The sequence below is a fragment of the Hymenobacter busanensis genome (assembly GCF_008727865.1).
Taxonomy (GTDB): Bacteria; Bacteroidota; Bacteroidia; order Cytophagales; family Hymenobacteraceae; genus Solirubrum; species Solirubrum busanense.
This window is the reverse complement of the sequence record NZ_VTWU01000004.1, coordinates 418,859-438,300: the sequence shown is the minus strand read 5'-3', so window position 1 is coordinate 438,300 and position 19,442 is coordinate 418,859. Positions and strand designations below refer to the sequence as shown.

Below are 19,442 nucleotides of genomic sequence, written 5' to 3'. Positions count from 1 at the left end.
GAACTACGGATGCTGGTTAATCGCGCCGGGGTTGCCGAAGAAGGTAAGTGGTGTACTCATAGAGGCCGTAGTCGTGGCGGAAGGCGAAATGCCGGGTTAGCTCTTTACGCACAAAACCCGCCAGCAGGTCCATAGGCATGTGAAACAGATCGTCCCGTTCCCAATCCACCTGCTTAGACATCACATTGAAAGCCAAGCCTTGGCTGGCTTTGGGCCACAGCACCTGAAGCAGCCGCTGGCAGTAGGCCCACATATCGTCGAAGCTCAACGAGCATTTTTGGGTGAAAATACCGTTGAGCAGGATGAAGTCGTAGGTCGGCAACTCCGCCTCCGACTCCAACACATCGAAGCTGTGATACAGGATACCGGGGTGTTTTTGCCGCGCTATCTGCAGGTGCGTTTCCGACAGATCCAGTCCTTCGTATACCACGTTGGGCACTTGGCGCGCCAACAGATAATCGTAGAGGTGGCTGAAACCGCAGCCAAAATCGAGAACCCGCACCGGGCCCTGCTGCGCGGCCGATTCCAGCAGATCGAGCATCACCTGGTATCGTACGCGGGCATCCTCTTCGTTGGGCCAGCCAACGCCCAAATGACTGTCGCCGTGTTGGTGCAGGTAGGTTTCGCACTGGGCCACAATGGCCCGGTGCTGGGGGATGTTGGAAGTGGTCGAAGGCATAGCGGCAGCGGATGGGTGTTCCGAGGAGCCGGCCCGGGCTGCCCGGGCAGAACGAAGAATGGGCTAGTGTACTACCACGCGCTGCATGTGTTCAAAAGCCACGGAGGGCGCGCAATGCATCAACAGGTCGAGTACCGATAGCCCTGCCACGAAGGTAGGGCCAAATTGCGGATAAGGGTTCAGCTGAGGCTGCAAAAACCGCAGCTTCACGTCACCACGCGCGAAGTCGGCAGCGTTATACAAGTCAGCTCCAGCCGCAGGGTTCACGTATTCGCGGGCGCCCAACTGGTGGCAGATTGCCAGAATGCGTGCCTGCCCCGTCAGCGAAGCATCTTTGGGAATGTCGGAGCTGAATCGAATGTCGGCGGTGTACCCCACGTAGGCCCCAATACGCCCCAGGCTTTCCCGTACCAAGTGGGCAATGCGCGTTTCGGCGGCGTGCAGGATGTCGCTTAGCAAGGCTATTGCGGCCTGATGGTGCGGCGCGGCACGGTAGGCTTGCTCTACCGTAGCCAGTAGCTTGCGCTTGGCCCGGTCGTCGGGGGCTACGTGCAGATCTTTGATGAGCTTATGCTGCGAGCTGCCGGTCAAGGGCACCGTAAACAAGAACTCCTGCCCATTCAGCAGCAGCCGGTTGCGGTTGATCCAGCCTTTCTTGATGTAGTTCACGTCGTCGAGCAGCACGAATACATCTACCGCGTTCAGCAGCTGAAAATACCCGAGGTACGGGAACAAATACGGCTGCATGACGGCAATACGCATGCTATCGGGTGTGCTGGCACACGATGCCGGCAATGCGCTCCACGACCTCGTCGTCCAGATCGTGGTACAGCGGCAGGCACAGCACCCGCTCGGCTATGCTGGGTGCTTCGCGGATGGCCGGCCACGCTCCGTCCACGTAGGGCAGTTCGGTGAGGGCAGGGTAGAAATAGCGGCGCGGAAAAATATCAGCCTCGTTCAGGGCTGCATGCACGGCTGCCCGCTGTTCGGCGGTGGCAAAAACCACCGGGTAATAAGCGTAGTTGTAGTGTACCCTGGCCGACACTACCGGCCGCTGCAACCCACAAGGAGCCAACAGCGCATCGTATTGCTCTGATAGCACCCGTCGGCGGTCCATTAGCGCGGGCACCTGGGGCAGCACACACAGCCCCATTGCCGCATGTAGTTCCGATACTTTCCCGTTGATACCGAGGCCCTGAAACTGGTTGTAGTCGGCGTGCCCGAAGTTGCGCATGTACTCCAGCTTGGCCGCCAACTCGTCGTCGTTGGTGACCAGCGCCCCGCCCTCGCCGGTGTGAAACAGCTTGGTAGCGTGAAAGCTAAGCGTCGAAACGTCGCCGTACGTGAGCACGGAACGGTCTTGGTACTTGACGCCAAAAGCATGAGCCGCGTCATAGATGACTTTTAGGCCGTGCCGCTTGGCTATGGCCTCCAGGGCTTCCACGTCGCAGGGCACCCCGTAGACGTGCGTGGCCAGAATAGCCCGCGTGCGGTCGGTAATGGCCTCTTCGATCAAATCGGGGCGCAGGCAGAAGGTGGCCGGGTCGATGTCGACAAACACCGGCGTGCAGCCCTCCCACACGATACTTGATGTGGTAGCCACGTACGAGAAGGGCGTGGTAATGATTTCGCTCCCGGCCGGCACCAATGCCTTAATGGCCAAGCTCAGCGCAACGGTGCCGTTGCTGACCAGCAGCAAATGCTTGACTTGGAGGTGGGCCTTGAGCTGTTGCTCCAGTTCCCGCAGCAGCGGCCCGTCGTTTGTCACGATGCCCCGTTCCCACACTCCCTGCAAGTAGGCGACATAGTCGTCGAGTGGAGGCAGGAAGGTTTTCGTAACGTTGATCATTCGTCCAAAGTCGGTCGGTCAGCAAGGCTGCGCAGCTTGCAATATTACATATAAAGCATCTGGCAGCTTGTACTCAAAGCATTAAAAGGCCGTTAAAACGGCACCGCAAAATGTAATGGGAAATGCCGTTAACCAGCAAAATGCCTCGGCCTGCGCGGGTAGTACGGCCTGGAGCAGCTTGACTTCCCTCTCGCTTATCCTGCAAAATCCGGTTCGGCTTTTTTGTGCCCGCGGGTTACCTTTGGCTCCCATTTCCCTGACTTCTCCCCTTTCCGCCCTGCTATGTCCGATCCGCACGCCGACCCGACGCTGAGTGCCCTCGAAATCCTGGATAAAAAGAATGCCGAGGCGCTGCTGGGCGGTGGCCAAGACCGCATCGACGCCCAACACAAAAAAGGCAAGCTAACGGCCCGCGAACGGCTGGACCTCTTGATGGACCCCGGCTCCTTCGAGGAAATCGGCAAGTTTGTGATGCACCGCTCCAAGGACTTCGGCCTCGATAAGGAATACTACCTCGGCGACGGCGTGGTGACGGGCTACGGCACGATTAACGGCCGGCTGACCTACGTGTTTTCGCAGGATTTCACGGTGCTGGGCGGCTCCTTGAGCGAAACGCACGCCGAGAAAATCGTGAAGATCATGGACCTGGCCATGAAAAACGGAGCTCCGGTTATCGGCCTGAACGACTCGGGCGGGGCCCGCATTCAGGAGGGCGTGGTGAGCCTGGGCGGCTACGCCGACATCTTCTACAAGAATACCCTGGCCTCGGGCGTGGTGCCGCAGCTGTCGGCCATTATGGGGCCGTGCGCGGGCGGCGCGGTGTACTCGCCGGCCATTACCGACTTCATCCTGATGGTGGAGGACACGAGCTACATGTTCGTGACCGGCCCGAACGTGGTGAAGACGGTAACCCACGAAACCGTAACCAGCGAGGAGCTGGGCGGCGCCAGCACCCACAGTACCAAGAGCGGCGTGACGCACTTCACGGCCCCCAACGAGGTGGCCATCATTCAGCAGCTCAAGCAGCTGCTGAGCTACATGCCGCAGAACTGCGAGGACACCGCCCCGGTGTACCATTACGACGCCCAGGGCGACGAGCTGCGCCCCGAGCTGGACCGCATCATCCCCGACAACCCCAACCAGCCCTACGACATCCGCGAGGTCATCCACGGCATCATCGACCAGGACTCCTTTATGGAGGTGCACCAGAACTTCGCCGAGAACATCGTGGTGGGCTTCGCGCGGCTGGGCGGGCGCAGCATTGGCATCGTGGGCAACCAGCCGGCAGTGCTGGCCGGCGTCTTGGACATCAACGCCTCGACCAAGGCGGCCCGCTTCGTGCGCTTCTGCGACTCGTTCAACATTCCGCTGCTGGTGCTGGAGGACGTGCCCGGCTTTTTGCCCGGCACCGACCAGGAGTGGCGCGGCATCATCACCAACGGGGCCAAGCTGCTCTATGCCTTCTGCGAAGCCACCGTGCCGCGCATCACCGTCATTACCCGCAAAGCCTACGGCGGGGCCTACGACGTGATGAACAGCAAGCACATCGGGGCCGACATGAACTACGCCTGGCCCACGGCCGAAATTGCGGTGATGGGCGCCAAGGGCGCGGCCGAAATCATCTTCAAGCGCGAAATAGCCGCCGCCGACGACCCCGAAGCCAAGCTGCAGGAAAAAGTGGACGAGTACCAGCGCAAGTTCGCCACGCCCTACCGCGCCGCCCACCGCGGCTTCGTGGACGAGGTGATTCTGCCCTCGCAGACGCGTCAAAAGCTGATCCGCGCTTTCAAGATGCTCGAAAACAAAGTAGACCAGTTGCCGCGTAAAAAGCACGGGAATATTCCGCTATAGGCTGCTGTATTTTCTCTGTCATCCTGAGCGCAGCGAAGGACCTTGCCTCAGCACGTAGCAATTCCCAAACGCCTGCCGTTCCAGCGTGAGAAGGTCCTTCACTGCGCTCAGGATGACAGACGTTTTTAACTTCGTCACTCATGCGCAAAGAAAGCTTCGACTTCCTCGAGAAATACCTGAATACCCACTCCCCTACCGGCTTCGAAAAAGACGGCCAGAAAGTGTGGCTCGACTACATCCGGCCATACATCGACGAGTATTTTGTGGATACCTACGGCACGGTGGTGGGCGTGGTGAATCCCGAGGCGCCGTACAAAGTCGTCATCGAAGCCCACGCCGACGAGATTAGCTGGTTCGTGAACTACATCACGAAGGAAGGCTACCTCTACCTGCGCCGCAACGGCGGCTCCGACGCCCTGATTGCGCCCTCCAAACGCGTGATTATTCACACGGCCAAGGGTCCGGTGCGGGCGGTATTTGGCTGGCCGGCCATTCACGTGCGCAAAGTGGAGCAGGACAAGGCTCCGACCGTCGAGACGATTTTCCTCGACTGTGGCGCCTCGTCGGCCAAGGAAGTCGAGGAAATGGGCATTCACGTGGGCTCGGTCGTCACGTTTGAGGACGAGCTGATGACGCTCAACGAGAAGTACCTCGTGGGCCGCGCCCTCGACAACCGCGTGGGCGGCTTCATGGTTGCCGAGGTGGCCCGCAAGCTCAAGGAGGAAGGCAAAACGCTGCCCTTCGGCCTCTACATCGTGAATGCGGTGCAGGAGGAAATCGGGCTGCGCGGGGCCGAAATGATTGCCCACAAGATTCAGCCCGACGTGGCCATCATCACCGACGTGACCCACGACACCCAGTCGCCGATGTACGAAAAGAAGACCTCGGGCGACATTCACTGCGGCAAAGGGCCGGTTATTACCTACGGCCCGGCCGTGCAAAACAACCTGCGCGACTTGATTATCGGGGCGGCGCAGGAAGCGGACATTCCGTTCCAGCGCGCCGCCGCTACCCGCGCCACCGGTACCGACACCGACGCCTTCGCCTACTCCAACGCGGGCGTGGCTTCGGCCCTGATTTCACTGCCGCTTAAGTACATGCACACCACCGTGGAAACCGTGCACGAAGCCGACGTGCAGCACGTCATCGACCTGATTTACGAGTCGCTGCTGCGCATCGAGGACGGCCACGATTTCCGCTATTTCAAATAAACTCCCGATTCAAAACGAAAAACGCCGACCTGCCCAGGTCGGCGTTTTTCGTTGTTTTGCACCTGATGCTTACTCCGCCACTCCCGTCGCTCCCGCTAAACGTCACCGACCAAATCGGCCGGCGCGTGGCGGTGCCGTTTCCGCCGCAGCGCATTGTGTCGCTCGTGCCTTCGCAAACCGAGCTGCTGTTTGATTTGGGGCTGGGCGAGCGGGTGGTGGGCGTGACGAAATTCTGCATTCACCCGGCCGAGGCCAGAGAAAAAGCTGCCGTGGTCGGAGGCACGAAAAATTTCCACTTCGACAAGATTGCCGCCCTCAAGCCCGACCTCATCATCGGCAACAAGGAAGAGAATTACCAGGACGGCATTGAGCAACTAGCAGCACAGTACCCGGTGTGGATGAGCGACATTTTTACCCTCGACGACGCCCTGGACATGATGCGCCGTGTGGGCCTCATCACCGGCACCAAGGCCAACGCCGAGGCCTTAGCTGCCGAAATAGCAGCATCGTTCGGGCAATTGGCGCCGCCGGCTGAGCCGCTGTCGGCCGCGTATTTCATCTGGCGGCAGCCCTACATGGTGGCCGCTACCGGCACCTTCATCGACGACGTAATGCAGCGCGCCGGCTTCCGCAATGCCTTTGCCGGCCGCAGCCGCTACCCCGAAATCGGCGCCGACGAGCTGGCCGCGGCGGCCCCGCAGGTGGTGCTGCTGTCATCCGAACCGTATCCGTTCGGGGCCAAACACGTGGCCGAATTCCAGGCCATCTGCCCGCAAGCGGTGGTGTGCGTAGTCGACGGAGAGCTGTTCAGCTGGTACGGCAGCCGCCTGCGCCATTCGGCGGCGTATGTGGCGGCATTGCGGCAGCAAGTGGCTATTCCAGCGTGAAGCCGGCCTGCCGCAGCTCTTCCCAGAAAAACGGGTAGGACTTGCGCACCACGGCTGGCCGGTCGATGGTGAGCGGGCCGCGCAACGCCAAGGGCGCAAAGGCCATGGCCATGCGGTGGTCGTGGTAGGTGGCAATGCGGGCGTCGGCCACCCGAAAATCAGCCGCTTTCACTTGGAACACCGCGTCACCGATATCGGTGAGCGTGGCTCCTACTTTGGCCAGTTCGGTTTGCAGAGCGGCTATGCGGTCGGTTTCCTTGATGCGCAGGCTCTCCAGCCCGGTCATGTCGACCACCACGCCGGTTGCGGCGGCGGCCACGGCAATGGTTTGGGCCAGGTCGGGGCAGTCGGTGAAGTTCATAGCCACGCGGCTGGAGCGTTCTTCGGGGGCCAGTTGGTGCAGCTCCACGCCGTCGGCCACAAACTCGGTGCGCACGCCCAACGATTCCATCAGATGGCGTACTACCTGGTCGCCTTGCAGGGACTGGCGGCGCAGGCCCGGCAGCCGCACTTGCGACCCGCTGGGCGCCAGCGCCACCATGCTGTACCAGTAGCTGGCCGCCGACCAATCGGACTCCACGTGGTAGTCGGCTGGTTGATAGGGCCGGGTGCCCACGCGTACGGTTCGCTCGCCGGCCTCCACGTCGGCGCCGAAATGCCGCATCAGCTCGGCCGTCATCTGGATGTAGGGCCGGGAGCCGACGTGGCCCGTGAGCTGCAGCTGCAGGCCGCCGGGCACCAGCGGCCCAATCATCATGAGGGCCGAAATAAATTGGCTGCTGATGTCGCCACGCACTTGCAATGGTGCCGATTCGGTGGGTTCCCACCCGCGCAGGCGCAGCGGCGGGTAGCCTTGCCGGTCCACGTAGTCAATGACGGCGCCAAGTTGGCGCAGGGCATCTACCAGCACGCCGATGGGCCGCTCGCACATGCGGGCCGTGCCCGTGAGCGTGACTTGCCGGCCCGTTACGGCCAGGTAGGCCGTGAGAAAGCGCATGACGGTGCCCGCGTCCTCGGCATCGACCACGGAGGCTTCGGGGTGCGCCAGCAGGCGGCGCATGAGCTGGGTGTCGTTGGCGTCGGACAAATTCTCCAGGGTTCCGCCGCCGGCTAGGGCTTGCAGAATCAGCACGCGGTTGCTTTCGCTTTTGGAAGCCGGCAGCGTGGCCGTACCGCGCAAAGGGCCACCGGTCCAGCGCAGCGTAAACGAATCGGGGTAGTTCACAGGCGGTGGTAGTAGCGCAGCGACTCGGCCAGCTCGGCCACGGTCACGGGTTGGTCGTACACGCCGCGGCCAATGCCTTCGAGCAGCGTGCAGTTGATGGTAGCGCCCTGGTTTTTCTTGTCCTGGCGGGCCAGCTCGGCAATAGCGTCGGTTTCGAGGGTCACGAACTGCACTTTTTCGAACACCGAGAACAGGAAAGTCTCAATTTGGTCCAGCTCGCGCTCCGTCAGCAAGCCCTTCTGCACCGATAGCCACGCTTCGCACACCATGCCGGCCGCTACGGCCTCGCCGTGCAATACGGCCCGGCCGGCCTGGCCCAGCAGGTAGCTTTCCAGCGCGTGGCCCACGGTGTGGCCGAAGTTGAGCAGCTTGCGCGGGCCGCGCTCCAAGGGATCTTGCGCTACAATGGCCTGCTTAATGGCCACCGAGGCCTGCACCACCAGCGCCCAATCTTCCACGAACATGCCTTGCTGCCGGCCCTGCACAAACGCATCAGAATCGGCAATGAGCCAGTGTTTTACCACTTCGGCGTAGCCGGCCCGCAGTTCGCGTGGGTCGAGCGTAGCCAGAAACTCGGGCTCAATGCATACGGCTTCAGGCAGCTGAAACACGCCCAGGTGGTTTTTGTAGCCCTGGAAATCGACGCCGGTTTTGCCGCCGATACCAGCATCTACCTGCGCCAGAAGCGTGGTGGGCACCACTACGCACCGCAGTCCGCGCTTGTAGAGGGCCGCGCAGAAACCACCCAAATCGGTAACCACGCCGCCGCCGAGGCATACCAGCACGCTGTGACGGTCGAACTGGTGTTCGGTCAGCTCGGCCCACACCCGTTCGCAGGTGGCCAGGGTTTTGTGCTCTTCGCCAGCCGACATTTCGATGAGCAGGTGGTCGGCAGGCAAATGCGGCTGTAACTTGGGGTAACAGAGGCGCACGGTATTGGTGTCGGCCAGTACCGCCACGCGGGTGGTGCCGGGGCGCGCCAGCAGCGCAGCCAGAGCCGGCAACGCCGTTGGGCCGATGTAGAGAGAGGAGTTGTTCACGGGGCAAAGTTCACAGTTCGGTCGAAACTTGCGGGGCGGCGCTTTTCCGGCATACGATGCAACCGCGCAGCCGCGTTCCGGTATCTGTTGTATAGTCAGTCCCGAATACCACATGCGCACCCGTTTGTTTGCCTTGTTTCTGCTTTTGTCGTCGGTTTCGCTGGTTTCGTGCCAGCAAGATTCGACCGATGATGTTCGTCCTGCCACCGAAATTCTGCAGGACAGCTGGACGTGGCAGCAGTCCTCGGGCGGTTTCACGGGCCAGGTGCTCACGCCTGCCGGCACCGGCGACCAGCAGCAACTGGAGTTTGGCCCCGACGGCCAAGTGCGCCGCTACCGCAACGGCCGCTTGCTGGGTACCGACAGCTACACCGTACGCCGGGGCACGTCGGTTATCGACGGGCAAACTGCTTTCATCATTCGCTACGGCAGCGGCCTTGCCCAGTCGGCCTTGGTCGGCGGCAGCCACCTCACGCTGCGCGACGAAGTGGCCGACGGCCAGCAGCACGAGTACAACCGCTAACCGGCGCTTTCATTCTTATCTTCCTACCGCCATGAAAATCCCTGCCCTCTTTTCTCTTCTGCTGCTAGGCGGCCTGGCCCTCGGCAGCTGCAATTCCGACGACGAAACCCAAACCAAACCCACGGGCCTGGTGGGCACTTGGTCGCTCAACAAGCTGGAGTGCTACTGCCCGTCCGGTACGCCCACTCCAGTAGAAAGCATCACGTTTGACGCCGCTGGCAACGTAACCGAATACCACAACGGCCAGGTGGAGCGCACGGGCACATACCAGCTCAGCACCGGCTCCACCAGCTGCGCCACCAATGCCGACTTGGTGACCTTCAGTTGGGCTACGCAGACGCCGGCCGCCAGCTACAGTATCGTCAACGACGTGCTGGTGATTGACCAAGGGTTGTGCTTCGATGCGCCGCGCAAAACCTACGGCCGCGTGGTGACCCGTCAGAGCAAGTAAGCCACGCGGACTACTCCGGCCGCTGCATAATTTCCGTCTGCTTGCGGATGCTTTCGATGTGAATGAGCTTGTAGAGCTCGGCCACGAATTTGTCGTTCACGTTCAGCCGTGCCGCCCATTCCGGGCGGCTTTTGAAGATTTCCGTCCAGCGGTCCAGCTGCAAAATCTTCACGTTGTTCTGCTTTTTGTACTCGGCCAGCTCTTCTACCAGCGACATGCGCCGGGCCAGGGCCTCAATAATATCCTGGTCGGCCACGTCCATTTTCTGGCGCAATTCCTCGGCTTTGTTGAGGTAGTCGGCATTGTCGGTGGTGCGGTAGCGGTACTTCAGCTCCTGCATCATCTCGGCGAGGCGTTGCGGCGTGACTTGCTGCGCGGCGTCGCTCCAAGCGTTGTCGGGGTCGGGGTGCGTTTCCAGCATCAGCCCGTCGTAGTCGAGGTCGAGGGCTTTTTGGGCCACGGGCAGCAGCAGGTCGCGGCGGCCGGTAATGTGGCTGGGGTCGCAGATAAGCGGAATTTCGGGGAAGCGCGTTTTCAGCTCAATGGGAATGCCCCAGGTGGGTGCGTTGCGGTAGCGCGAGGGCGCGCCGGTGCTGAAGCCGCGGTGGATGGCGGCCAAATCCCGTACGCCGGCGCGGTCGAGGCGCTCCAGCGCCCCGGCCCACAGCGCAAGGTCGGGATTGACGGGATTTTTCACCATCACCGGCACGCCCGTTCCGCCCAAAGCTTCGGCCAGTTCCTGCACCGCAAACGGGTTGACAGTGGTGCGCGCCCCAATCCAGAGCACGTCGATGCCGTGGGCGAGGCATTCTTCCACGTGGCGCGGCGTGGCCACTTCCACCGTCACGAGCAGGCCGGTTTCGGCTTTCACGCGCTGCAGCCACTTTAGCCCTTCGGTGCCAATGCCCTCAAACGAGCCGGGCCGGGTGCGCGGCTTCCAGATGCCAGCCCGAAACAAGTCGACCTCAACGCCCTGCAGGCCGCAGGCGGTGGCGAGGGTTTGCTCTTCGGTTTCGGCCGAGCACGGCCCGGCAAACAAGAGCGGCTGCCCTTTGCGGGCCAGCATGCGGGTGAAATACGTGTCGAGTTCCATGGCGCGAGACGCGGTAATGGGGCCATTTCAACCCAAAATGGCAACCGCGGAAGAATGAATGCGAACGAGCCCAGATAAGCGGCCGGTAGTGTAACTACGCGTCCCGAAACGTTGTTTCGTGGCTATCTTCGCTGCCCCAAACTTACCGCGCCGCATGCCCGTTCCCCAAACCAAGCCCGTCGTTTCCTTCGACAACACCGCTATTGCCTTTGCCGCCAAGTCCAGCGCCGAATTGCGGCGCATGTACGCCCTCTTTGCGGCCATGAACAACAAAACGTTGGTGAGTTTCGGCGGCGGCATGATGAAGCGGGCCTTGGGCTGGGGTATTCCGGGCGCCAAAACGGCCGTGAAATACACCATCTTCCAGCAGTTCTGCGGCGGCGAAACCATCGACGAATGCAAGCCCGTCATTGCCGAGTTGGGCCGCTACCACATCGGCACCATCCTCGACTACTCGGTGGAAGGCGAAGGCAGCGAACAAAGCTTTGATGCCACCCGCGACGAGCTGCTGCGCACCATCGATTTGGCCGCTGGCAACCCGCACATTCCGTTTTCGGTCTTCAAAGTAACGGGCGTGGCCGACAGCGCGCTGCTCGAAAAAGTGCAGGCCGGCAAGCCGCTGAGCGCCGCCGAGCAAACCCGCTACGACCGCGGCCTGGAGCGCGTAGACGCCATCTGCCGCCGCGCTTTCGAGAAAAAAGTGCGCGTGTTTGTCGATGCCGAGGAAAGCTGGTTCCAGACCACCATCGACGATTTAGCCCGCGACATGATGCGCCGCTACAACCGTGAGCGGGCCATCGTGTGGAACACCTACCAGCTCTACCGCCACGACCGCCTCGACGGCCTCAAAGCCGACTACGAACTGGGCGTGGCCGAGGGCTATTATGTGGGCGCCAAGCTGGTGCGCGGCGCTTACATGGAAAAAGAAGCCCGTACTGCCTCGCAGCGCGGCTATCAGAATCCTATCAACCCTACCAAAGCCGCTACCGACCAGCTGTATAACGAAGCCCTGCGTTTTTCCGTGGCGCACCTCGACCGCCTCGCCATCTGCGCCGGTACCCACAACGAAGATTCTTCGCGCTTGCTCACCGAATTGATGGCCGAGCACGAGCTGGCCCCCAACGACGAGCGAATCTGGTTTGCGCAGCTCTACGGCATGAGCGACAACCTGAGCTACAACCTCGCCCACGCCGGCTACAATACGGCCAAATACGTGCCCTACGGCCCCGTAGAGGCCGTTATGCCCTACTTGCTGCGCCGCGCCGACGAGAACACCGCCATTGCCGGGCAGAGCAGCCGCGAGTTCTTGCTCATCAAGCGCGAGATAGAGCGGCGCAAGGCGTAGCCCATTCGTATCGGCACAATTTTGGTGCAACGCTCCGCCGCGCTGGATATTTTCCGGCGCGGCGGGTCTTTTTTTGTATTTTCCGAGCCCGTTACTGCTTCTCCCCTCTCGCTTACCGTCCAATGAACGCGCGAATTCGCCGCTACCTGATCAACATTTCCCGCAACCAAACCGGCACCGTCAGCTACCTCACGTTGGTGCAGGAAGCCGAGCTTGGCTTGAACCTGGATGTGTCGCATGAAAAATCGCGCCTCAACGAAATTCTGGCCGAAATATCGGACACCGAGTACACGGCGGGCCGGCCCATTTTGAGTAGCCTCGTGAAAGTAGAAGGCTCTAAAGGCCAGGGCGACTCGTTCTTCAAGCTCTGCGAGCGGATGGGCCTGGGCCCGTGGCGGGAACTGAAGCAAAACCCGGAGTTTTTGCCCGGCTTGCGCAACGAATGCCGCGCCTTCTGGCGCAACGACGAGAACTTCCAGCAGTTCTCCTAAAGCCGTTGCCGGTGCGAGGCGCTGGCCTGTGAAAGTTGGATTTAGGCCCGGTCGTTTGTAACCCCGACCGGAGTGCTGCCGTTAAGGGAGCCAACGGTACCGATAGCAACTGCTCTGTTGCTGGTAGGTTTTCCGTCAATGTTTTCCCTTCCCTTTCACATACCACAACCTCACCCATGAATACCGACAACACCTCCAACTTGGGCAATACGCCCGGCACTGGCTCGAGCATGAACCCCAATACGCAAGGCACTGGTGCTGGCGCCGGCTACGGCAGCGAGCAGCATTCGGGCAGCGGTTCGATGGGTAGCTCGGGACTGAATTCGAGCAGCAATACGTCGTCGGCCAGCAACGTGGGCTCGGGCTACAGCGCCCCGCAAAACCGCGCTGATTCGGACGAGCAGCATCACGACTACAGCGCCACCCAGAAAGGCGGCGCAATGGCCGGCACCCCGGGTGCCGTGGTAGGCCGCGGCATTGATGCCGTGCAAAACACGGCTGGCGACGCCGCCCGTGCCGTAACCGGCAGCAACGAAACCTACGGTTCGAGCAACAAAGGCGGGGGTTACCTCACCTCGACTTTCCGCGACCGTCAAAGTGCTGAAAAAGCATACCAGTCGCTGTCGTCGCGCGGCTACACCACCGACGACGTGAACCTGCTGATGTCGGACGACACCCGCAAAACCCACTTTGGTGACCACACCCCTGATACCGACCTCGGCAACAAAGCCATGGAAGGCGCTGGTGTAGGCTCGGCCATCGGTGGCACGGCTGGTGCCGTAATTGGCGCCATTGCCGCCATCGGTACTTCGGTAGCTCTGCCCGGCTTGGGTCTGATTGTGGCCGGTCCGCTGGCTGCTGCACTGGCTGGCGCTGGCGCCGGTGGCCTCACGGGCGGCCTGGTAGGCGCGCTGGTAGGCTCGGGCATTCCCGAAGACCGCGCTGCTGAGTACGAGCAGGACATTAAGAACGGCGGCATTGTGATGGGCGTACGCCCCCGCAACGACGACGACGCCCGTCACTTCCAGGACGAGTTCCGCCGCAACAACGGCGACCGTATCTACTACTAAGCTACTTTTAGCTTCATTGAAAAGCCTCCCCGCAACCGGGGAGGCTTTTTTTGTATCTATTGGAGTACGCTCAGCATTAGGGCACTTATTGCCCACAGCACGTCGTTTACTTAAAAAGCGACGCTTCTGGCCCTGGCCTGTTCACCCGCAGGAACGGCTTTTGCGTATGTTTGCTTAGACACTTTTTAGTTGCTTCTCATGCCCTTCCTTCGCCTTCGCATAGGCCTGTACGCTGCCGTAGTTGCGGCCATATTCGTACTGGCCTCCTACAAGCTGTACCGCGGCAACGACGCCCGCACGCCCCAAAAAGATGAAGTGCTCATCAAGGCGATGCTGCAAGGGCTGAGCGCCGTGCACTACCAGCCGGAGCAAATTGATGACAATTTCTCGCGCCGGGTATACGACCTTTCCCTCAAGCGCATCGACTACTCGAAGAAGTTCTTATTGCAATCGGACATTGCCCAGCTGCGTAAGTACCAAACCGACTTGGACGACCAGGTGCGCCGCGGTTCGCACGAGTTTGTGGACCTCTCGACGCAGCTGCTCAAGCAGCGCACCAAAGACGTGCAGGCCCTGTACCGCGACCTGCTGAGCAAGCCCATGGATTTCACGGTGGACGAGTCGTATCAGTCGGACCCCGACAAAGCGCAGTTTCCGGCTGATGCCGCTGCCCAGCGGGAAGAGTGGCGCAAGTACCTGAAGTACCAGACGCTGATTCGTCTGGCTGAAATTCAGGAAGAGCAAGCCAAGCGTGACCCCAAGAAAGCGTCTACGCCGGCTTTATCGGCCACCGAAATGGAGGCCGAAGCCCGCAAGCGTGTGCTCAAGAACTTCGACGAGCAGTTCAACGACCTGATGCAAACCGACGACAACGACCGGCTTGCGCTGTGGGCCAACACCATTGCCAACACCTATGACCCGCACACCGAATACTACGCCCCGCGCGACAAAGAGGCGTTTGATATTGAGTTGACGGGCCGCTTCGAAGGCATTGGTGCTACCCTGCAACAGAAAGACGGCCAGATCAAAGTAGCCGACATCGTGCCCGGTTCTGCGTCGTATCGGCAGGGGCAGCTAAAAGTTGGCGACGTTATTCAGCGCGTGGCGCAGGGTGCCGCCGAACCGATTTCCATCGAAGGCATGCGCCTCGACAAGGCCATCAGCTACATCCGCGGTCCGAAAGGCACCGAAGTGCGCCTGACGGTGAAAAAAGCCGACGGCAGCATCCAGATCATTCCCATCACCCGCGACGTGGTGATACTGGAAGACCGGTTTGCCCAATCGGCCACCATCGACAACGCCGGCAAGAAAGTAGGCTACATCCACTTGCCCACGTTCTATGCCGATTTCAATGACAACGGCGGGCGTAGCTCGGCCGAAGACGTGAAGAGAGAATTGGAGAAGCTGAGCCATGAAAATGTACAGGGCGTGATTCTCGACCTGCGCAATAACGGCGGCGGCTCCTTGACCGACGCCGTGGAAATGTCGGGCTTGTTCATCGAGAACGGTCCCGTGGTGCAGGTTCGCTCGCCCCAGGGTGCTGCCCAGGTGCTGAACGACCGTGATTCGCGCGTGCAGTACGGCGGGCCGCTGGTGGTGCTAGTGAACAAGAACAGCGCCTCGGCCTCCGAAATTCTGGCCGCTGCTATCCAAGACTACAAGCGCGGCGTGATTATGGGCTCGACCAGCACCTACGGCAAAGGCACCGTGCAGCGCATTATCAACCTCGATGATGCCCTGCCAGCCGAGTTCAACGCCATCAAGCCGTTTGGTTCGCTCAAGCTCACGACCCAGAAATTCTACCGCATCAACGGTGGCTCAACGCAGTTCAAAGGCGTAACGCCCGACATTCTGCTGCCCGGCGCCGACAGCTACCTCGACCAGGGCGAGAAAGACGCTGATTACCCGCTGAAGTGGGACGAAATCAGCCCGGCCCGCTACCGTGCCTGGAACCAGCCCCCGGCCATCGACAAGCTGCGTGCTGCCAGCGCCGCCCGTGTGGCCGCCAGCCCCAGCTTCAAGACGGTGCAGGACATTGTGGCCCGTATGCGCAAGCGTAAAGACGACACGGTGGTGTCGCTGAAGCTGGCTTCGTTCCTGGCCGAACAGGAAAAAGCCAAGGCCGAGTCAAAGCGCTACGAAGAGTCGCAGAAAGCGGCAGTAGCGCTGAACATCGCGCCGCTACCTGTTGATTTGCGCGCGGTGCAATCGGATACGGTAAAGCAGAACCGCGTGCGTCGCCTGTCCAAAAACCTGGTGAAGGACATCAACCTGCGCGAAGCCGTGGCCGTGATAAACGACCAGCTGAGTGCCGCCGTAACCAAGCGGTAAGGTCCTCGTTTCGCCCAAGAAAGCAAAGCCCCTGTGCCACCCGGCGCGGGGGCTTTTTGCATTCCGTGCTGGCTGAAAAGGTATCGAAAAGCCACTGCTGAAGCAGCTTGCTTCAGTATCGATTATTCTTCCTAATAAAAATCATTACTAAGACCACAAGACACTGATTATCAATGATAAAATTTGTAGCTTTTGACACCAATTTTTTTAGCAAAATGGCACTTCAAGAGGCGTATCTGCGTTGTGCTTGTATGATGACGACGAACGAGCAACTGAACGATAACATTCTGCACCTGCAAGCCGCTGACGAGAACCAGCCCCTGCACGATGAGGCGTGGCGCAAGTCGATTCCGGCTCAGGTGTTTCTCAACTACTTTTTTGCCTTGAGCTACCACATCCGCGAGGCGGATGATGCGGCTGGGGGCTTGCAGCACCTGCCCTTCTTCCGCGCCCACCAGGCCGAGCTGACCGAAGCCGACCAGGCTGCGGTGGAGAAGATGCTGCTTAACTGCTGGAGCACGGAGTACGCCCTGCGTGCCACCGCCGAGCTGGGCAACGAGGACTACCTGCGCCACGCCCTTCATTGGACGTTTCCGCAGGCTTACCACGCCGTAACGGCCGGTTTGCAGGCGTTTTTGTACACAGCCGGTGTGCGTACCAACAACCCTTCGCTGATTCGCCGCGAAGTGGGCCGCTTGGTGGTGCGCAATGCCTACCCGCGTCCGGTGTCGTTTTACGCCGCTGGTTCCTACGGCGACTTCAGCATCCACCGCTTGCCGCTGGCCGGCTACAAGGCCGGGCTGCAGATTGCCGGCAAGGCCATCGACGCCCAGGCGCAGATCGGCCAGTTTCTGCGCACCACCCGCAAGCAGAAAGCTGCGGCCGTGCGCCAGCAGGTGCAGGCTAACCCCAATACGGCTCTGCGCAGCCAGAAAACGGGCAAACTGCTCGATAAGTGGACGGCGCAGCACTGGCAGCAGATTACGTGGCGCCTCGGCTACACCACCATCTTCGACTTGCTGGGCCGCCTGCGCATTTCGCAGACCAGCCGCGAGATTGAGCGGTACGTGGAAGCCGACATCGACTTCAACCTGTTCCATCACTCGCTGCTCGACATTGTGAGCTACCTGAACGGCATCCACGAGACGTACGTGGCCAAGGCCCTGGGCTTGGAGCGCTACCGCGAGCTGGTGGCCAACCTGCCGCAGCACCTGCAAAACAGCTTCGTGGCCGAGCGCCTGCGCAGCCGTATCGAGCCGGTGCTGACGGAAACGCCGCAACTGGGCATGGCTGCCTAACGCTTCCCGCGCCTATTCTTACTACTGCATATACACGTAAACGCTGGTCCACTGGGCCAGCGTTTTTTGTTTGTCTCCCACGTAGCAGTTCCCGCTTTCTTCGTTTGCCGCAAGCCGCAGCGCTGGCCGACCACGAAATCCGTGGCATCCGAAAAATCCGTCGAATCCGTGGTTTATCTTTGCAGCTTGACTTTTCCGGCCCTGCAAGGGCTTTCTTTTTACGCTTCGCGCCATGCATCACCTCAGCGAACAGGAAATCATTCGCCGCAACAAGCTCGACGAGCTGCACAAGCTCGGCATCGAGCCCTACCCGTCGGAACTGTTCGACGTAAATTTCTACGCCCAGGAAATCCAAGACAACTACCACCCTGAGCTCAACAACTTCCAGGAAGTGAGCCTGGCGGGCCGCATCATGTCGGTGCGGGTGATGGGCAAGGCCTCGTTTGCCGAGTTGATGGACGCTTCGGGCCGCATTCAGCTTTATATCAACCGCGACGAAATCTGCCCCGGCGAAGACAAGACGCTTTACAACGTCGTGTTCAAGAAACTGGTGGATTTGGGCGACTTCGTGGGCGTGAAAGGCCACGTGTTCAAAACCCAGGTGGGCGAAACCTCGGTGCACGTCACGGGCTTCACGCTGCTGAGCAAAAGCCTGCGGCCCTTGCCGGTGGTGAAAGAGCGCGTGGACGAAGCCACAGGCGAAAAAGTGGTGTACGACGGCCTTACCGACCCGGAAATGCGCTACCGCCAGCGCTACGTAGACCTGGTGGTGAACCCGCACGTGCGCGACGCCTTCGTAAAGCGTACCCAACTGGTGCAGGCCATGCGCAACTACCTCAACGACAAAGGCTACCTGGAGGTGGAAACGCCCATCCTGCAGCCCTTGTATGGGGGTGCGGCGGCGCGCCCGTTCAAAACGCACCACAACACGCTGGACATGACGCTCTACCTGCGCATTGCCAACGAGCTGTACCTGAAGCGCCTTATTGTGGGTGGTTTCGACGGCGTGTACGAATTCTCGAAGGACTTCCGCAACGAGGGCATGTCGCGGTTCCACAACCCGGAATTCACCCAGATGGAGCTGTACGTAGCCTACAAAGACTACTACTGGATGATGGACCTGGTGGAAGAAATGGTGGAGCGCGTGGCCCTGGCCCTGCACGACAAGACCGAAGTTCAGGTCGGCCCGAACCTCATCAATTTCCAGCGCCCGTGGAAGCGCTTCACCATGGCCGAGGCCATTGAGCATTACACGGGCCTCAACATCGATGGCAAGAGCGAAGACGAGTTGCGCGCTGCCGCCAAAGACCTAAAAGTGGCCCTCGACCCGAGCATGGGCAAGGCCAAAATCATCGACGAAATCTTTGGGGAACACGTGGAGCCGAAGCTGATTCAGCCCACGTTCATCACCGACTACCCGGTGGAAATGTCGCCGCTGGCCAAAAAGCACCGCTCGAAGCCAGGCTTGGTGGAGCGTTTCGAAGCCATCTGCAACGGCAAGGAAATCTGCAACGCCTTCTCCGAGTTGAACGACCCCATCGACCAGCGCCAGCGCTTCGAAGACCAGCTGGAGCTGGGCAAGCGCGGCGATACCGAGGCCATGGTGCTCGACGAAGACTTTCTGCGCGCTCTGGAGTACGGCATGCCGCCCACGGCAGGCCTAGGCATCGGCATCGACCGCCTGTCGATGATCATGACCAACTCAAACTCGATTCAGGACGTGCTGTTTTTCCCGCAGATGAAGCCGGAGAAGCAGGAAACCACGAAATCGGAGGAAAAAGAAGAAGCCAAATAGAGGCTCCCTTTTTTATCTGTCATCCTGAGCAACGCGAAGGACCTTTTACGGCAGAACGGTAGCTGTAACAACGGCTCGTTCAGCGGTGAAAAGGGCCTTCGCGTTGCTCAGGATGACGGACTTCTTATGCGACCTAAAAAATCGAAGGCCTCTCGCACTAATGATGTGTGCGGGAGGCCTTCTTTTATAAAATCAGCTTACCATTCCAGCTAGTTCAACCTAAAGAAATGTGCGATGGACAAGTACGATTTTACTGTCAGGCATTTAAACCATTCCTGTCAGAAGCTCTACTGTCGGCAATTT

At 60.4% G+C, this 19,442-nt stretch carries 17 protein-coding genes; 11 read left to right on the top strand and 6 right to left on the bottom strand.

Annotation, left to right across the window (positions count from 1 at the left end; all coding sequences use genetic code 11):
- Positions 1–16: 16 nt before the first annotated feature.
- The 3 genes from F0P96_RS12855 to F0P96_RS12845 all read right to left on the bottom strand — a co-directional run bounded on the left by F0P96_RS12855 (position 17) and on the right by F0P96_RS12845 (position 2,528).
- Complete coding sequence (locus tag F0P96_RS12855; protein WP_151079300.1) at positions 17–679, bottom strand: class I SAM-dependent methyltransferase; 663 nt, start codon at positions 677–679, stop codon at positions 17–19.
- Between the two features lie 63 nt (positions 680–742).
- Positions 743–1,441 (bottom strand): WbqC family protein, encoded by a 699-nt coding sequence (locus F0P96_RS12850; RefSeq protein ID WP_151079299.1) that lies wholly within the window; start codon positions 1,439–1,441, stop codon positions 743–745.
- Position 1,442: 1 nt separating this feature from the next.
- Positions 1,443–2,528: a DegT/DnrJ/EryC1/StrS family aminotransferase gene (locus F0P96_RS12845; protein WP_151079298.1), complete on the bottom strand. Its 1,086-nt coding sequence runs from the start codon at positions 2,526–2,528 to the stop codon at positions 1,443–1,445.
- A gap of 282 nt (positions 2,529–2,810) precedes the next feature.
- Between F0P96_RS12845 and F0P96_RS12840 the strand changes: the two genes are divergently transcribed.
- The 3 genes from F0P96_RS12840 (at position 2,811) to F0P96_RS12830 (ending at position 6,477) form a co-directional block, all read left to right on the top strand.
- Positions 2,811–4,379 carry an acyl-CoA carboxylase subunit beta gene (locus tag F0P96_RS12840; protein WP_151079297.1) on the top strand — a complete coding sequence of 523 codons (1,569 nt, stop codon included), beginning with the start codon at positions 2,811–2,813 and terminating at the stop codon, positions 4,377–4,379.
- Between the two features lie 140 nt (positions 4,380–4,519).
- Positions 4,520–5,590: a M42 family metallopeptidase gene (locus F0P96_RS12835; RefSeq protein ID WP_151079296.1), complete on the top strand. Its 1,071-nt coding sequence runs from the start codon at positions 4,520–4,522 to the stop codon at positions 5,588–5,590.
- Positions 5,591–5,655: 65 nt separating this feature from the next.
- Complete coding sequence (locus tag F0P96_RS12830; RefSeq protein ID WP_151079295.1) at positions 5,656–6,477, top strand: helical backbone metal receptor; 822 nt, start codon at positions 5,656–5,658, stop codon at positions 6,475–6,477.
- Here F0P96_RS12830 and F0P96_RS12825 read toward each other — a convergent pair.
- The gene (locus tag F0P96_RS12825) at positions 6,464–7,702 is read right to left on the bottom strand and encodes a 3-phosphoshikimate 1-carboxyvinyltransferase (protein WP_235917465.1); all 1,239 of its coding nucleotides are present in this window, start codon (positions 7,700–7,702) and stop codon (positions 6,464–6,466) included. The genes F0P96_RS12830 and F0P96_RS12825 overlap by 14 nt on opposite strands.
- Positions 7,699–8,742, bottom strand: a complete 1,044-nt coding sequence (aroB, locus tag F0P96_RS12820; protein ID WP_151079294.1) for a 3-dehydroquinate synthase — start codon at positions 8,740–8,742, stop codon at positions 7,699–7,701. The genes F0P96_RS12825 and aroB overlap by 4 nt, the downstream gene beginning before the upstream one ends.
- 112 nt (positions 8,743–8,854) lie before the next feature.
- Between aroB and F0P96_RS12815 the strand changes: the two genes are divergently transcribed.
- Complete coding sequence (locus F0P96_RS12815; protein ID WP_151079293.1) at positions 8,855–9,265, top strand: hypothetical protein; 411 nt, start codon at positions 8,855–8,857, stop codon at positions 9,263–9,265.
- Positions 9,266–9,296: 31 nt separating this feature from the next.
- Positions 9,297–9,716 (top strand): hypothetical protein, encoded by a 420-nt coding sequence (locus tag F0P96_RS12810; RefSeq protein ID WP_151079292.1) that lies wholly within the window; start codon positions 9,297–9,299, stop codon positions 9,714–9,716.
- 10 nt (positions 9,717–9,726) lie between these two features.
- Here the strand turns inward: F0P96_RS12810 and F0P96_RS12805 are convergent, their stop codons facing one another.
- Positions 9,727–10,809 carry a bifunctional 3-deoxy-7-phosphoheptulonate synthase/chorismate mutase type II gene (locus F0P96_RS12805; RefSeq protein WP_151079291.1) on the bottom strand — a complete coding sequence of 361 codons (1,083 nt, stop codon included), beginning with the start codon at positions 10,807–10,809 and terminating at the stop codon, positions 9,727–9,729.
- Positions 10,810–10,963: 154 nt separating this feature from the next.
- Between F0P96_RS12805 and F0P96_RS12800 the strand changes: the two genes are divergently transcribed.
- The 6 genes from F0P96_RS12800 (at position 10,964) to lysS (ending at position 19,139) form a co-directional block, all read left to right on the top strand.
- Positions 10,964–12,154 carry a proline dehydrogenase family protein gene (locus F0P96_RS12800; protein ID WP_151079290.1) on the top strand — a complete coding sequence of 397 codons (1,191 nt, stop codon included), beginning with the start codon at positions 10,964–10,966 and terminating at the stop codon, positions 12,152–12,154.
- A gap of 122 nt (positions 12,155–12,276) precedes the next feature.
- A complete protein-coding gene (locus tag F0P96_RS12795; protein ID WP_151079289.1) occupies positions 12,277–12,645 on the top strand; it encodes a hypothetical protein in 369 nt (122 codons plus the stop codon).
- A gap of 176 nt (positions 12,646–12,821) precedes the next feature.
- A complete protein-coding gene (locus F0P96_RS21390) occupies positions 12,822–13,715 on the top strand; it encodes a hypothetical protein (RefSeq protein WP_338074394.1) in 894 nt (297 codons plus the stop codon).
- Positions 13,716–13,913: 198 nt separating this feature from the next.
- Positions 13,914–16,046, top strand: a complete 2,133-nt coding sequence (locus F0P96_RS12785) for a carboxy terminal-processing peptidase (RefSeq protein ID WP_151079288.1) — start codon at positions 13,914–13,916, stop codon at positions 16,044–16,046.
- Positions 16,047–16,297: 251 nt separating this feature from the next.
- Positions 16,298–17,344 (top strand): hypothetical protein, encoded by a 1,047-nt coding sequence (locus F0P96_RS12780; protein ID WP_235917464.1) that lies wholly within the window; start codon positions 16,298–16,300, stop codon positions 17,342–17,344.
- 232 nt (positions 17,345–17,576) lie between these two features.
- Complete coding sequence (gene lysS / locus F0P96_RS12775; RefSeq protein ID WP_151079287.1) at positions 17,577–19,139, top strand: lysine--tRNA ligase; 1,563 nt, start codon at positions 17,577–17,579, stop codon at positions 19,137–19,139.
- Positions 19,140–19,442 lie beyond the last annotated feature (303 nt).

Bases quoted from the DNA above. Each gene is read 5' to 3' on its own strand.
- F0P96_RS12800 (WP_151079290.1), top strand. From the start codon at position 10,964: ATGCCCGTTCCCCAAACCAAGCCCGTCGTTTCCTTCGACAACACCGCT.
- F0P96_RS12810 (WP_151079292.1), top strand. From the start codon at position 9,297: ATGAAAATCCCTGCCCTCTTTTCTCTTCTGCTGCTAGGCGGCCTGGCC.
- F0P96_RS12780 (WP_235917464.1), top strand. From the start codon at position 16,298: ATGATGACGACGAACGAGCAACTGAACGATAACATTCTGCACCTGCAA.
- F0P96_RS12855 (WP_151079300.1), bottom strand. From the start codon at position 679: ATGCCTTCGACCACTTCCAACATCCCCCAGCACCGGGCCATTGTGGCC.
- F0P96_RS12785 (WP_151079288.1), top strand. From the start codon at position 13,914: ATGCCCTTCCTTCGCCTTCGCATAGGCCTGTACGCTGCCGTAGTTGCG.
- F0P96_RS21390 (WP_338074394.1), top strand. From the start codon at position 12,822: ATGAATACCGACAACACCTCCAACTTGGGCAATACGCCCGGCACTGGC.
- F0P96_RS12795 (WP_151079289.1), top strand. From the start codon at position 12,277: ATGAACGCGCGAATTCGCCGCTACCTGATCAACATTTCCCGCAACCAA.
- F0P96_RS12805 (WP_151079291.1), bottom strand. From the start codon at position 10,809: ATGGAACTCGACACGTATTTCACCCGCATGCTGGCCCGCAAAGGGCAG.
- F0P96_RS12835 (WP_151079296.1), top strand. From the start codon at position 4,520: ATGCGCAAAGAAAGCTTCGACTTCCTCGAGAAATACCTGAATACCCAC.
- F0P96_RS12815 (WP_151079293.1), top strand. From the start codon at position 8,855: ATGCGCACCCGTTTGTTTGCCTTGTTTCTGCTTTTGTCGTCGGTTTCG.
- F0P96_RS12845 (WP_151079298.1), bottom strand. From the start codon at position 2,528: ATGATCAACGTTACGAAAACCTTCCTGCCTCCACTCGACGACTATGTC.
- lysS (WP_151079287.1), top strand. From the start codon at position 17,577: ATGCATCACCTCAGCGAACAGGAAATCATTCGCCGCAACAAGCTCGAC.
- F0P96_RS12830 (WP_151079295.1), top strand. From the start codon at position 5,656: ATGCTTACTCCGCCACTCCCGTCGCTCCCGCTAAACGTCACCGACCAA.
- F0P96_RS12850 (WP_151079299.1), bottom strand. From the start codon at position 1,441: ATGCGTATTGCCGTCATGCAGCCGTATTTGTTCCCGTACCTCGGGTAT.
- F0P96_RS12840 (WP_151079297.1), top strand. From the start codon at position 2,811: ATGTCCGATCCGCACGCCGACCCGACGCTGAGTGCCCTCGAAATCCTG.